The sequence below is a fragment of the Nocardia sp. NPDC005366 genome (assembly GCF_040606855.1).
GTDB lineage: Bacteria > Actinomycetota > Actinomycetes > Mycobacteriales > Mycobacteriaceae > Nocardia.
Window position 1 is genome coordinate 50,474 of the sequence record NZ_JBEXFQ010000010.1, and the last position, 12,911, is coordinate 63,384.

The window sequence follows — 12,911 nt, forward strand, 5'->3', positions numbered from 1 at the left end:
ACTCCGACGTCCCCGGTACCCCGACGTCCCCGGTACTCCGACGATGTCAGCGGCGTTCACGCCGGAGCGGCCTCGAAGCGCGACAGCGCCAGCAGACGGGAGATCGCGCGCAGGTACTTCTTGCGGTACCCGCCGTCGAGCATCTCCTGGGAGAAGATCTGATCCAGTTTGGCGCCCGAGACGGTGACCGGCACGCTGGCGTCGTAAAGCCGGTCGGCCAGCACGACGATGCGCAGCGCGACGGCCTGATCGTCGACCGGGCGCACCCCGCCGATGAACACCGCCGACACCCCGGAGATCAGCGCGCCGTATTTGGACGGATGCAGCGTGCTCAGATGTTTCAGCAGCGCGTCGAATTCGTCGAAGGTCGAACCCGGTGTGGCCGCGGCCCGATCGGCCAGTAGTTCGGGCGAGGTCGGCTCGGGGGCGGGCGGCAGATCGCGATGCCGGTAATCCGGGCCGTCGACGCGCACGGCTTCGAAGATCGCGCCGAGTTTCTTGATCTCGCGCATGAAATCCTGTGCGGCGAAACGACCTTCGCCCAACTGGCCGGGCAGTGTGTTGGAGGTGGCGGCGATCGAGACGCCGCGCGCGGACAACTCGGTCAGCAGTCGCGAGACCAGCATGGTGTCGCCCGGATCGTCGAGTTCGAATTCGTCGATGCAGAGCACGCTGTTGCCCGCCAGCCGTTCCAGGGCATTGTTGAAGCCGAGCGCACCGACCAGGTTGGTGAGTTCGCCGAAGGTGCCGAAGGATTTCGGCGCGGGCGCACTGTGGAAGATCGAGGCGAGCAGATGTGTCTTGCCGACGCCGAAGCCGCCGTCCAGGTACAGCCCCGCCCCGTCCACCTGCTTCTTCTTGCCGAACAGGTTCTTCTTGTTGGCCGCGTGCTGGATCTTGGCGACCTGCTTGGAGAAGTCCTCGGCCTTACCCACCGCGGCAGCCTGACTCGGCTCGCCCGGATCGGGAATGTAGGAGGCGAAACTGACCTCGTCGAACGTGGGAGGCGGCACCATCTGAGCGACGAGTTGGTCCGCCGGAACCTCAGGGTGGCGATCGACGAGGCGTTCTTGCATGGACGAAGCCTAATAACGTGGTGTGATGTTGTTTCATGCAGCGTATCCACAATGCGATCCAGCTCACAGAGCTGAACGCCGACGACCTGGCAGAGCTGTACGCCTATCCATCGTCCCTCGACGCCCCCTGGGTCCGTGCGAATTTCGTCTCCAGCATCGACGGGGCCGCTACCAGCGGTGATCTGTCCGCGGGTCTCGGCACCGCGGCCGACAAGACCGTGTTCATGATGTTGCGCGACCTCGCCGACGTGATCCTGGTCGGCGCGGGCACGGTGCGCGCGGAGAACTACGGCGGTGCCAAGACCGATGCCGATCGCCGCCGCGCGCTCCACGCCAGGGGTCTCGGCGGACATCCCGACGGCACGCCCCCGCCGATCGCCGTGGTCACCGCGAGCGCGGCACTCGAACCAGAATGCCGGTTGTTCAACGACACCACCGTCGAACCGCTGATCCTCACCACGGCCACCGCGCCCGCGGCGCGCAAACGTCAACTCGCCGACGCGGGCGCCCAGGTGATCGAAGCGGGCGGCGTCGCGGTGACGCCCAAGGCATTACTCGCCGCGCTGGCCGAACGCGGTCTGTATCGGGTGCTGTGCGAGGGCGGACCGCATCTGTTCGGCGAACTGCTCGAGGCGGACGCGGTCGACGAGTTGTGCCTCACCACGGCGCCACTGCTGGTCGGCGGTACCGCGCGGCGAATCTCGCTGTCCGCGCACGAATTCCAGCGACCCATGCGACGCAGGCATACGCTGTTCGACACCGACGGCACCATCCTGACCCGCTGGGCCAGGTACTGACGACCTCGACAGCACGACGACGGCGGCGCATCTACGCCCGCTGTGTGAAACCCAGGGCCGAACCTGGCAGGCTGTAGCCCATGCGCTGGACTCGAGCCGCCGTCGTGGCCTCGGCACTCTCGATCATGATCGCCGGTTGCGGTGCTGGCCCCTCCGACCGACCCGGCGTCGCGGTCGAGCGTCCCGCGGTCGCGAGCGAGCCGACCACCTCGGCCGCCGCGGCGCCGCCGGTGGCCGAGGTGCCCAAGACCGATTTGAGCTGGCGTGACTGCACCGCGCCCACGCTGGATCTGCTCGGTCTCGGGCCTGCCCCGACGGGCCTTGTGCTCGACTGCGCCGAATACTCGACACCGATCGATGCTTCGGGCGGCGTCCTCGGCAGTTTCCGCACCGGGGCGATGCGGGCGCGGCTGGCACAGACACCCACCGATGTGCCGCCGCTCGTGCTGAGCTCCGGCACGGACCGTTCGTCCACCGCGACCCTGGCCGGGCTCGCGGTCGGCGGCGGCGCGGTGCTGGCCGATCGCCCGATCGTTGCCGTGGACCGGCGCGGTCTCGGCACTTCCCAGCCGATCGACTGCCTGCCGCTCGATATCCGTCGCGGCCTCGCCGACAACGCCCAGTTCGGTCCGGGAGCGAACGATCCGGTGGCGGCGGTCACCGAATTCAGCCAGGACGGCACCATCGCCTGCCGAGACTTCCTACAGCCCTACGAGGGCACCTTCGACGCGCCGCACGCCGCCGACGACATCGAGCAGCTGCGCAAACAATGGCAGGTGGATCGCATCGACCTGCTCGGCACCGGCAACGGCGCGAAGGTCGCGCTCAGCTACGCCCGCAAATTCGGCGATCACCTGGCCAGGCTGGTTCTGGACTCCCCCGAATCCGTCGGCACCGACGCCGTCACCAGGGAAGAACAGCGGCTCCAGGGCGCGGAGGCGGCGCTGAACGGTTTCGCGCAGCGCTGCACAGGACTCGGTTGTTCGCTCGGCGCCGACCCGCGCGCCGCGGTGGCCGATCTGGTGAAGCGGGCAGGCGACGGCGGACTCGGTGATATTTCGGCGAATGCCCTCCTCACCGCCGTCACCGGATTCCTCGGCGGTCCGCGCGCCGATCAGGCCGTCCGGGTCACCGAACTCGCCGACGCGCTGTCGGCGGCCGGGCGCGGCGATCGCGGCGCACTCGGCAAGCTGATCCTGCGTGAATCCGCCGCGACCGCCAGCGACGGACAGTTCGTCAACCGGTGTACCGACACCCAGCAACCCCCGACGCCGACCAAGGCCCAGGAACTGATGACCACCTGGGGACAGAAGTATCCGGTCTTCGGCGAATCCGCCGCCGTTGCGCTGCTCGCCTGCGCCGCGTGGCCGGTCGCGGGCGCCCCGGCGCTACCGACGAAACTGAATCTCCCGGTAATGGTCATAGGTGGCATAGCCGATCCGGTGGTCGGCGGCGCGGGCCCCGCCTCGGTGACCGGCGTGCTCGGAGCCGCGGGGGCCCGGCACGCCACCGTGACCTGGCAGGGCTGGGGCCATCCGGTCTTCACCCATTCCGGCTGCGCCCAGCGCGCGCTGCTGGACTATCTGAAGACCGCGAAGCTGCCCGCCGACGGGACGGCCTGCCCGGCCTGAGGCCCCGTCCGGCACGTTCGCAAACGATCCCGGCAACCTGTCCGCCACGGATCCGGTGTACCGTGCCCCAGTGTTACTTCGACAGATCGAGCCGCGCACCGCTCGTACCACCGCCGAGGTGATCAAGTTCGCATTGTGGCCCATCGCGGTCATGACCGTGCTGAACCGGGTCTTCATCAAGGCTGTCAACGGGTTCGTCACCGATGACTACAGACCGGTGTACAACGCGTCGAAGGCCTTCCTCAACGGCCTCCCGGTGTACACGGCGAATTTCGATTCTGTCGATCCGCACTACCTGTACCCGCCCGGCGGCACCCTGCTGATCGCGCCGCTCGCGATCATCGATCCGGAGAAGTCGCGGTGGTGTTTCATCCTGCTCAATGCCGCCGCGATCCTGCTCGCCTGGTATTTGCTGCTGCGACTGTTCAAGTACACCGTGAATTCGGTGGCCGCGCCCGCGCTGCTGCTGGCGATGTTCATGTCCGAAACAGTCATCAACACCCTGGTTTTCACCAATGTGAACGGCTGCATCCTGCTGGCCGAACTGCTGTTCATCCACCTGCTGTTGCAGCGCCGTGATCTGTGGGCGGGTGTCGTGCTCGGTTTGAGCATCACCGTGAAACCCACGCTGGCGCCATTGATCTTGATCGCGGCTGCCCGCGGGCAGTGGAAGGTGTTCATCACCGCGATCGGCGTACCCGTGGCGGCGACGGCGATCGCCTGGCCGCTGGTGAAGGACGCGGATCAGTTCTTCTCCAGGACCCTGCCCTACATTCTCGAGACCAGGGACTACTTCAACAGCGCGATCGCGGGCAACGCCGCCTACTACGGACTGCCCGAATGGCTGACGTGGGGCATCCGCGTGACGATGGCGGTTCTCGTCGCCGTCTCGCTGTGGCTGCTGTACCGCTACTACCGCTCCGACGAGCTGTTCTTCGTGACGACGTCCTCCGGCGTGCTGCTGACCGCGTCCTTCCTGCTGCCAGGACTCGGGCAGATGTACTACTCGATGATGCTGTTCCCGCTGCTGATGACGGTGGTGCTGCGCAATTCGGTGCTGCGCAACTGGCCGGCCTGGCTCGCGGTCTTCGGGTTCATGTCCTACGACAAATGGCTGTCGGACCGGTGGCAGAACATCGGGCGCAACGTGGAATACCTGCGCATCACCTTCGGCTGGACGCTGCTGCTACTGGTGATCTTCTGCGTACTCGGCGACCGCTACCTGGCGGCCCGCAGGGAGGGACGTCTGTCCACCGGCACCATCGATCCGCCGTGGATGAGCGAAGCGCCGGATTCCCGCACTCAGGACAGCGCCGAACCCGAGGTGGCCGGAACCGTCGCGGAGCTGCCCGCGACTGATACGCCGAGGCCGCGCAACGGGTCGGCGCCCCTGGAGGAGAAACGTATTAGCGTGGAGTCATGAGTGCCGACGCCGATACGTCACCGCCCAGCCCGAAAATCCAGCTGACGCCCCAGGAATGGAAGGCCAAGCTGAATCCCGAGGAGTACGCGGTGCTGCGACAGGCCGCGACCGAACGTCCCTTCGTCGGTGAGTACACCGACACCAAAACCGAGGGCGTCTACGCATGTCGTGCCTGCGGGGCCGAATTATTCCGCAGTACCGAGAAATTCGATTCGCATTGCGGTTGGCCGTCGTTCTTCGACCCGGCGAAATCGGAGGCGGTGATCCTGCGCTCCGACGACACACTCGGTATGCACCGGGTCGAGGTGCTGTGCGCGGAATGCCACAGCCACCTCGGCCATGTGTTCGAGGGCGAGGGGTACAGCACGCCCACCGACAAGCGCTACTGCATCAATTCGATCGCGCTGCGGCTGCACCCCGCGGACACCGCAGCGCAGTGAGAACCTGCTGCGCTCTTGCCGCAGCGTAGGTGTTGACGAACCAGGTGCGCATGCCCCGACTTGCCGGGGCATGCGCCGCACGAGCCGCGGGATAACGCGGGTGTGACGGTGGTCAGGGCAGCGAGGCGATGAGCTTATCCAGTTCGACCCGAGGTCCGGTGAAGAACGGGATCTCCTCCCGCACGTGCAGTCGCGCCTCGGTGGCGCGCAGATCGCGCATGAGATCGACGATGCGATGCAGTTCCGGCGCCTCGAAGGCGAGAATCCACTCGTAGTCGCCGAGCGCGAAGGAACTCACCGTATTGGCGCGCACATCCGGGTAGCCCCTGGCGGCTTTCCCGTGATCGGCGAGCATCTTGCGCCGCTGCTCGTCGGGCAGCAGGTACCACTCGTAGGAGCGGACGAACGGGTACACGCAGATGTAGTTGCCCGCGTCCTCACCGGCCAGAAAGGCCGGGATATGACTCTTGTTGAATTCGGCCGGACGGTGCACCGCCACATTGCTCCACACCGGGGTGCTGGCGCGGCCGAGTTCGGTGGTACGGCGGAAATCCGCGTACGCGGCCTGTAGATCCTCCACGCGCTCGGCGTGGGTCCAGATCATGAAGTCGGCGTCGGCGCGCATGCCCGCCACGTCGTAGATGCCACGAACCACCACCTCACGATCGGCGAAGCCGTCGAAGAACGCCTGTGCGTCCGCGATCGCCTTGGCACGATCCTCACCGAGCACACCGGGCTTCACTTGGAACACCGAGAACATCAGGTAACGGATGGTGGAGTTGAGGGCCTGGTAGTCGAGTCGCGCCATGATTCCTATCGTGCCACTGGGCGGAGTCGGGGTATATGGGTGGGCCGTTCGCGGCGCCGAAATCCTCGGATTTCGGCGCCGCGGCGGACCGATTGCCGTGCCGGGCGGGGCTACGCCGTCTCGATGCCGACCCGCCAGTCGGTCGGGCTGAACTCCTCGACGTGGACGCGATGGTCGGCAATTCCGGCGGTGCTCAACTGGTTTCGCACCGCGCGCAGGAATTCCGTCGCGCCACAGAGGTAGATGTCGGCGTCGACAGGCAGGTCGAGTACCGACAGGTCGATCCAGCCGTGGTGGGCGCCCTCGGTCGGTTCTTCGTACCAGATTTCCAGGGTCGACTCGGGCAGTCGGGCGCCGAGGTCCAACAGCCGGGCACGCAGCGGATGCGTCTGCGGGGAACGGTCGGCGTGGACGACGAGCACCTGTCGGTGCGGTGCGCGTGCGGCGAGATACTCCAGGATGCCGATCATCGGGGTCGCGCCGATACCCGCCGAAATCAGCACCAGCGGTGTCGTCGCGTCGGTGTCGACGGTGACATCGCCGAAGGGCAGGGTGATCTCGAGGGTGTCCCCCACGCCGAGATTGGCGTGCAGCCAGGACGATACCTCCCCGGCCGGACGTTCCTGCAGCGCCTCGACACGCTTCACCGCGAAGGCGAGGCGGCCATTACCGGGTGCGTCGACCAGGCTGTACTGACGGAGTTGACGTGCGCCGTCGGGCAGCCGGACGCCCACCGAAATATATTGTCCGGGAAGGAATTCGGGCAGCGCGGTAGCCGAATCGGCGGATTCGACGGTGAATACGGTGACACCGGGAACATCCTCCACGCGGGACACCACGGTCACGTTGCGGAAGACCGCACCCGGTTCGACACCGGCCTCTACGTAGAGTTCCTTCTCCAGATCGATCAGCGCGTTCGCCATCAACCAGTACACCCGGTCCCAGGCCTCGGCCACAGGCTCGGTCACTACATCGGCGCCGAGTACGGCAACGATCGCGGCGAAGAGATTGTCGTGCACCACCTGGTACTGGTCGGCGGTGATGCCGAGCGAGGCATGTTTGTGGCCGATGCGCGACAGCAGGGCCACCGGATGCGGCAGTTCGGGATCGACCAGGTAGGTGGCGAAATGCGCGATGGAGGCGGCCAGCGCCCGCGGCTGGGAACCTTCGGCCTGATTGCCGCGATTGAAGAGATCGCGGATCAACTCGGGGTGGTTGTGGAACAGGGTGCGATAGAACACCGTGGTGATCTCATCGATATGCGCTCCCACCAGCGGAAGGGTGGCGCGCACGATATCGGCGTGGTTCGCCTCGAGCTCGGGTTCGCTGCGGATCGCGGCGTTCATCGGAGTTCCTCTCTCTCCTCGGAATCGCGCACCGGGGAGGTGGCGATCAATCGCAGCAATCCGGCCGTTGGCGCGGTGACGAGATCGGCGACGGTGTACTTGTCGAGTTCGCGGTAGAACGCCTCCTCGGCGTCGGCCAGCGCCCGCCGCAACCGGCAACCGCTCACCAGCGGGCACGGATGCGCACCTTCACAGGCCACTACCTCGCGTCCGCCCTCCAGATCCCGGATGAGCCTGCCCACCGAGACCGCACGACCCGCCGGGGTGATGAACAGACCACCCGTACGCCCGCGTTGTGCCTCGACCAGGCCGAGATCGACCAGCCGGGACACCGCCTTCGCCACGTGATGTTCGGAGACGTCGACCTGCCGGGCGATCGTCCTGGTCGTCACACGCCCATCCGCCGCCTCGCTCACCGCCAACCGCATGATGGCCCGAAGGCCGATATCGGTAAACCGGGAGAGCTGCATAGACCAGACGCTACCGATAGCCACAGGGAATCGACGCATCGTATGCGGGTGGGCTAAATTACTCCGCGGCGTGCGGCTTTTTACGCTGCGGCGATGCGGATTCGCCGATATCCGATGCGATCCGCGCCACATTCGATGCAGCCGCCTCCGGAACACGGGTAATTGTGACCCGTAACACATTACGTGCGGCTTGCGACCGCGGCGAAAGATCCGGCGAGTGCGGGACTACGACCGCGGAGCGTATCGGGCGGCGAGGTGTCGGGCGGCGCGTTCTCCGGTGGCGACGCAGGCGGGTACGCCTACTCCGTGCAGGTAGGCGCCCGCGATCGCGAGATCATCGAATTCGGCGGTGGCCGATTCGATTTCTGCCACACGATCGAGGTGGCCGGGGGCGTATTGGGCCAGGCCACCCGGCCAGCGCTGGACGACGGCTTCGAGTGGGTCGATAGGGATGCCGGTGACGGTGGCCAGATCCTCGGAGGCGGCGGCTATCAGTTCGTCATCGGTCCAGGACAACGGCGCGTCGTCCCCGAATTTGGCGAAGGAGGCGCGGACCAGGGCGGTCTCGCGCGCGGCCAGATGCGGCCATTTGCGACTGGAGAGGGTGAATGCCTTGGCGCGCAGCGGTTCTCCCGTCGCCACGAGGATGCCGGAATTGTCGGGCAGCGCGGTATTCCTCGGCAGGGAGAGCGCGACGACGACCGAGGAGGACACTTCGATACCGGCGGCAGCCGCGGCGGCGGCGGGCGCGACGGTGCGCAGCAACCGGGCGGCGACGGGCGCGGGAGTGGCCAGCACGACGGCGTCCACCGCGCCGATCGGATCCACCACCCAGCCGCGCGTCGACCTGGCCAGCCTCGTCGCCGCGGTCGCGGTCAGCGAGCGGGCGCCGGAGCGCTCCGAAAGCGCTTGCAGCAGTACGCGGTATCCGTCACGAATACCGCCGAAGACGGGGGTGTCGGAGGGCGGCGGCAGGGCGGCGGCCACCGCGTGGGTCAGGCTGGTAGCGCCCGCGTCCAGTGCGGCGGCCAGGGTCGGCAGCGCCGCACGCACGCCGATGGACCGGGAACTGCCCGCGTAGACGCCGCCGAGCAGCGGATCGACGCTGCGTTCGGCCACCTGCGCGCCGAAACGGCTCGCGACCAGGCTGTACACGTCCATATCGGCGTCGGGGTACCAGGCGAGCGGGCGTCGCGGCTCGTCGGCGATCATCGCCACGGTCTCGTCGTCGACCAGACCGCGCATCGACTCGGCGGTCGACGGAATCCCCATCAGCGTGCCCTGCGGCATCGGATGCGCGACGCCGCCCGACCAGACCAGCGGCGTGCGTCCGGCCGGAAACACCAGTTGCTGTTCCAATCCGAGTTCCCGCAGCAGGGCTGGCATCTCGGGACGCCGCCCGACGAATGCCTCCGCCCCCAGATCAACGGGATGCTTCGCCAATTCACCGGTGTGCAGAATTCCGCCGAGCCGCTGCCTGCGTTCGATCACAACGATATCGGCGCCGTCGCCGAGTATCGTGCGCAGCCGATACGCCGCCATCAATCCGCTGACCCCGCCACCAATCACCGCGATCCTCATACGACGACCGTATCCCCCGACCCGATCTCCCGGCACGACCGGTCGCCGCAGCCGTCGCGGGCAGGGAGAACCCTCGTCGGTACGCACCACCCGGGCGGCGCGCCGTCCGGTCACCCGCGCGGCGAAGAGGGAACTCTCAGAGTTCGTGCACGAGTTGCACCAGCGCGGTGAGCACCCCCGGGTCGGTATCGGGCAGGACACCGTGGCCGAGATTGAAGATATGACCAGCCGCGCCGAGCGTGATCGCCTCGTCGGCTTCCGCCGCGATCCGCCTGGCCTCGGTTTCGACGGCGGCCGAACCGGCGAAGAGCACCGCGGGATCGAGGTTGCCCTGCAACGCCTTTCCCGGACCGACGCGACGCACGGCCTCGGTGAGCGGCACCCGCCAGTCGACGCCGACGACATCGGCGCCCGCCTCGCCCATGGCCCCGAGCAGTTCGCCGGTACCTACGCCGAAGTGGATCCTCGGCACGCCCGCGTCCGCGATCTCGGCGAAGACCCGCTCGGAATGCGGGAGCACGAAGGTGCGGTAATCGGCCAGCGAGAGGGCGCCCGCCCACGAGTCGAACAGTTGCACCGCGTCGACGCCCGCCGCGAGCTGTGCCTGCAGGAAGGCGATGGTGATGTCGGTGAGCGCGCCGAGCAGGGCATGCCAGGTCTGCGGGTCGGCGTACATCATCGCCTTGGTGCGCTCGTGATTCTTACTCGGCCCGCCCTCGACCAGGTACGACGCCAGGGTGAACGGCGCGCCCGCGAAGCCGATCAGCGGGGTGTCGCCCAACGCGTCGGTGAGCAGCCGCACCCCGTCGGTGACCGCCCCCACCTCCTCGGGGCGCAGGCGCGGCAATGCCCGCACATCCGCGACGGAACGAACCGGCGAGGCCACCACCGGTCCGACGCCGGGCACGATATCGAGGTCGATACCAGCGGCCTTGAGCGGAACGACGATATCGGAGAACAGAATCGCCGCGTCCACGCCGTGCCTGCGGATCGGCTGCATGGTGATCTCACACACCAGTTCCGGATCGAAGCACGACTCGAGCATGCCGACGCCCTTGCGCAATTCGCGATATTCGGGCAGCGACCGACCGGCTTGCCGCATGAACCAGACCGGCCGCCTGCTCGGCTCGCCACCGGTGGCGGCGGCCAGGAACGGGGCATCGGTCAACCGGCGGCGGGTATGAGTGCTCATCACCGCTCATCGTAGGCGGCGGCGCCGGACCCTCGGGCGCGAGCCCACCTCCGCGCGCACGGCCCGCGAGGGGTGCTGGAAGGACCGCGAGCTCCGGCGTGCGGCGCGCCTCCGACCCCGCCGGGTGCACAAGGTCTACCGTCGCTTTCGTGACACCGCTCGACATCCGCGACGGCGCCGCACCGACCGAGGGATCCGATGGCGAACCAGCTCCGTTTCGCGCTGCGGTCGAGGCGATGGGCTCCGCAACCGTGCACCCCCGGATCGAGCTTGCGCCCATCCGGCCCCCACAACGCCTTGCTCCGTACTCCTATGCCGTCGGCGCCGAGGTCAAACATCTCGAAACCCCCGTGGTTCCGATCGATTCCGAAGGCGACGCCTTCGGCCGACTGATCCTGTTACACGATCCCGACGGCGACGACGCCTGGCACGGGGTGTTCCGGCTGGTCGCCTATATCCAGGCCGATATCGACGCCTCGCTGGCCACCGACCCGCTGCTACCCGAGGTGGCGTGGAGTTGGCTGGTCGACGCGCTGGAGTCGCGGCCGGAGTTGTTCACCGCCCTCGGCGGCACCGTCACCTCGACCAGTTCGGTGCGCTACGGCGATATCGCCGGCCCGCCCCGCGCGCACCAATTGGAGCTACGAGCCTCCTGGACCGCGGTGACAACGGATATGCGTCCGCACGTCGAAGCCTTCTGCGAGGTGCTCGCCTATTCGGCGGGTTTGCCACCGGCCGGTATCACACATCTGCGGCCAGAGTCGTATACCAGCAACGACCTCAGTTGACAGCAACGTAAAGTTCAGGTCTATGCCGGTAGCAGATAAGCCCGAAAATGGGCACATCGTGGGAGACAGTACAGCAGAACCACTGCTCGCCCCCGCCGATGGAGTGCCACCGGTCCTGGTCACCGCCGCCGAGGTCGCCGATGCCGCCGCGCGGATCACCGCTGGTAGCGGGCCGCTGGCGGTGGACGCCGAACGCGCGTCCGGTTTCCGCTACTCGGCCCGCGCGTATCTGATCCAGTTACGCCGGGCAGGTGCAGGCACCTTCCTGGTCGACCCGATTCCGGTGACCGACGCGCTCGGCCCGCTGGCCGCGGCGATCAACGATCTGGAGTGGGTGCTGCATTCGGCGGACCAGGATCTGCCCGGCCTGGCCGAACTCGGGCTGCGCCCGGCGCGGCTGTTCGATACCGAACTCGGCGGCAGGCTCGCCGGGTTCGAACGAGTCGGATTGGCGGCGATGGTCGAACGTCTACTCGGGCGCGCGCTCCGCAAAGGCCACGGCGCGGCCGACTGGTCGACCCGGCCGCTACCCGACGAGTGGCTGAACTACGCCGCGCTCGATGTCGAACTCTTGCTCGAATTACGCGACGAAGTCGCCGCCGCCCTGGATGAACAGGGCAAATCCGATTGGGCCGCGCAGGAATTCGAGTATGTCAGGACCGCCGAGCCGTCCGCGCCGAAACCGGATCGCTGGCGACGCACCTCCGGCATCCACACGCTGCGCCGCGCCAGGCAGCTGGCCGTCGTGCGCGAGTTATGGACAGCGCGCGACACGCTCGCGCGGGCAAGGGATGTGGCGCCCGCCCGGATCCTGCCGGACGCGGCGATCGTGTCCGCCGCCACCACCGATCCTCGGACCATCGCGCAGTTGCGGGCGCTGCCGGTATTCGGCGGCCCACGTCAGCGCCGGTATTCGCGCGATTGGCTGGCCGCCGTCGACCGGGCCCGCGCCCTGCCCGACAGTGACCTGCCACCGCTCACCCAACCGTTCGACGGACCGCCCCCGGTGAACCGCTGGGAACGGCGCGACCCGACCGCGGCGGCCCGGCTTGCCCGCGCCCGCGCGGCGATGGGTGAACTGTCCACCACGCACGCGATTCCGGTGGAGAATCTTCTCTCCCCCGACCTCGTCCGGCGACTGTGCTGGGACGGACTGCCGGATTACGACAAGGTCGGCGACCCGGAGGAACTGTCGGCCACGATCGACGGATTCCTCAAATCGGGCGGCGCGAGACCGTGGCAGCGGGAACTGGCAGTACCGGTTCTGACCGAGGCGCTGACGCCACGGGAGCAGTGACGGCGGATCCGGGCGACCGACGACAAGGGCCACGACGACCTCGGGGCGCAGCCGTCCGGTCG

The 12,911-nt window shown here is 67.7% G+C and carries 12 protein-coding genes; 6 read left to right on the top strand and 6 right to left on the bottom strand.

Annotated features, from left to right (window positions below; genetic code table 11):
• Window positions 1–56: 56 nt before the first annotated feature.
• The gene (zapE, locus tag ABZS43_RS13980; RefSeq protein WP_355036245.1) at window positions 57–1,076 is read right to left on the bottom strand and encodes a cell division protein ZapE; all 1,020 of its coding nucleotides are present in this window, start codon (window positions 1,074–1,076) and stop codon (window positions 57–59) included.
• 35 nt (window positions 1,077–1,111) lie between these two features.
• Here zapE and ABZS43_RS13985 point away from each other — a divergent pair, with 35 nt between their 5' ends.
• The 4 genes from ABZS43_RS13985 to msrB all read left to right on the top strand — a co-directional run bounded on the left by ABZS43_RS13985 (window position 1,112) and on the right by msrB (window position 5,367).
• Entirely contained in the window at window positions 1,112–1,873 is a 762-nt protein-coding gene (locus tag ABZS43_RS13985) for a pyrimidine reductase family protein (RefSeq protein WP_355036246.1), read from the top strand.
• A gap of 80 nt (window positions 1,874–1,953) precedes the next feature.
• A complete protein-coding gene (locus ABZS43_RS13990) occupies window positions 1,954–3,504 on the top strand; it encodes an alpha/beta hydrolase (RefSeq protein WP_355036247.1) in 1,551 nt (516 codons plus the stop codon).
• A gap of 70 nt (window positions 3,505–3,574) precedes the next feature.
• The gene (locus ABZS43_RS13995; protein WP_355036248.1) at window positions 3,575–4,927 is read left to right on the top strand and encodes a glycosyltransferase family 87 protein; all 1,353 of its coding nucleotides are present in this window, start codon (window positions 3,575–3,577) and stop codon (window positions 4,925–4,927) included.
• Window positions 4,924–5,367 (top strand): peptide-methionine (R)-S-oxide reductase MsrB, encoded by a 444-nt coding sequence (gene msrB / locus ABZS43_RS14000; RefSeq protein WP_355036249.1) that lies wholly within the window; start codon window positions 4,924–4,926, stop codon window positions 5,365–5,367. The genes ABZS43_RS13995 and msrB overlap by 4 nt, the downstream gene beginning before the upstream one ends.
• A 112-nt stretch (window positions 5,368–5,479) precedes the next feature.
• Here the strand turns inward: msrB and hemQ are convergent, their stop codons facing one another.
• The 5 genes from hemQ to hemE form a co-directional block, all read right to left on the bottom strand.
• Complete coding sequence (gene hemQ, locus ABZS43_RS14005) at window positions 5,480–6,175, bottom strand: hydrogen peroxide-dependent heme synthase (RefSeq protein ID WP_355036250.1); 696 nt, start codon at window positions 6,173–6,175, stop codon at window positions 5,480–5,482.
• A gap of 110 nt (window positions 6,176–6,285) precedes the next feature.
• On the bottom strand, window positions 6,286–7,521 hold the full coding sequence (locus tag ABZS43_RS14010) for a globin domain-containing protein (protein WP_355036251.1): 1,236 nt from the start codon (window positions 7,519–7,521) through the stop codon (window positions 6,286–6,288).
• Window positions 7,518–7,991 carry an Rrf2 family transcriptional regulator gene (locus tag ABZS43_RS14015; RefSeq protein ID WP_355036252.1) on the bottom strand — a complete coding sequence of 158 codons (474 nt, stop codon included), beginning with the start codon at window positions 7,989–7,991 and terminating at the stop codon, window positions 7,518–7,520. The genes ABZS43_RS14010 and ABZS43_RS14015 overlap by 4 nt, the downstream gene beginning before the upstream one ends.
• 225 nt (window positions 7,992–8,216) lie before the next feature.
• Window positions 8,217–9,572, bottom strand: coding sequence for a protoporphyrinogen oxidase (locus tag ABZS43_RS14020; protein ID WP_355036253.1), 1,356 nt, complete (start codon window positions 9,570–9,572; stop codon window positions 8,217–8,219).
• Window positions 9,573–9,708: 136 nt separating this feature from the next.
• A complete protein-coding gene (hemE, locus tag ABZS43_RS14025; protein WP_355036254.1) occupies window positions 9,709–10,764 on the bottom strand; it encodes a uroporphyrinogen decarboxylase in 1,056 nt (351 codons plus the stop codon).
• 149 nt (window positions 10,765–10,913) lie between these two features.
• Between hemE and ABZS43_RS14030 the strand changes: the two genes are divergently transcribed.
• Both ABZS43_RS14030 and ABZS43_RS14035 read left to right on the top strand, forming a co-directional pair.
• Window positions 10,914–11,552 (top strand): DUF3000 domain-containing protein, encoded by a 639-nt coding sequence (locus tag ABZS43_RS14030; RefSeq protein ID WP_355036255.1) that lies wholly within the window; start codon window positions 10,914–10,916, stop codon window positions 11,550–11,552.
• Between the two features lie 22 nt (window positions 11,553–11,574).
• The gene (locus tag ABZS43_RS14035; protein WP_355036256.1) at window positions 11,575–12,849 is read left to right on the top strand and encodes a ribonuclease D; all 1,275 of its coding nucleotides are present in this window, start codon (window positions 11,575–11,577) and stop codon (window positions 12,847–12,849) included.
• Window positions 12,850–12,911: the final 62 nt, after the last annotated feature.

Excerpts from the sequence above, each read along its gene's own strand:
- ABZS43_RS13990 (WP_355036247.1), top strand. The coding sequence starts at position 1,954 with ATGCGCTGGACTCGAGCCGCCGTCGTGGCCTCGGCACTCTCGATCATG.
- ABZS43_RS14010 (WP_355036251.1), bottom strand. The coding sequence starts at position 7,521 with ATGAACGCCGCGATCCGCAGCGAACCCGAGCTCGAGGCGAACCACGCC.
- msrB (WP_355036249.1), top strand. The coding sequence starts at position 4,924 with ATGAGTGCCGACGCCGATACGTCACCGCCCAGCCCGAAAATCCAGCTG.
- zapE (WP_355036245.1), bottom strand. The coding sequence starts at position 1,076 with ATGCAAGAACGCCTCGTCGATCGCCACCCTGAGGTTCCGGCGGACCAA.
- hemQ (WP_355036250.1), bottom strand. The coding sequence starts at position 6,175 with ATGGCGCGACTCGACTACCAGGCCCTCAACTCCACCATCCGTTACCTG.
- ABZS43_RS14015 (WP_355036252.1), bottom strand. The coding sequence starts at position 7,991 with ATGCAGCTCTCCCGGTTTACCGATATCGGCCTTCGGGCCATCATGCGG.
- ABZS43_RS14035 (WP_355036256.1), top strand. The coding sequence starts at position 11,575 with ATGCCGGTAGCAGATAAGCCCGAAAATGGGCACATCGTGGGAGACAGT.
- ABZS43_RS14020 (WP_355036253.1), bottom strand. The coding sequence starts at position 9,572 with ATGAGGATCGCGGTGATTGGTGGCGGGGTCAGCGGATTGATGGCGGCG.
- hemE (WP_355036254.1), bottom strand. The coding sequence starts at position 10,764 with ATGAGCACTCATACCCGCCGCCGGTTGACCGATGCCCCGTTCCTGGCC.
- ABZS43_RS13985 (WP_355036246.1), top strand. The coding sequence starts at position 1,112 with ATGCAGCGTATCCACAATGCGATCCAGCTCACAGAGCTGAACGCCGAC.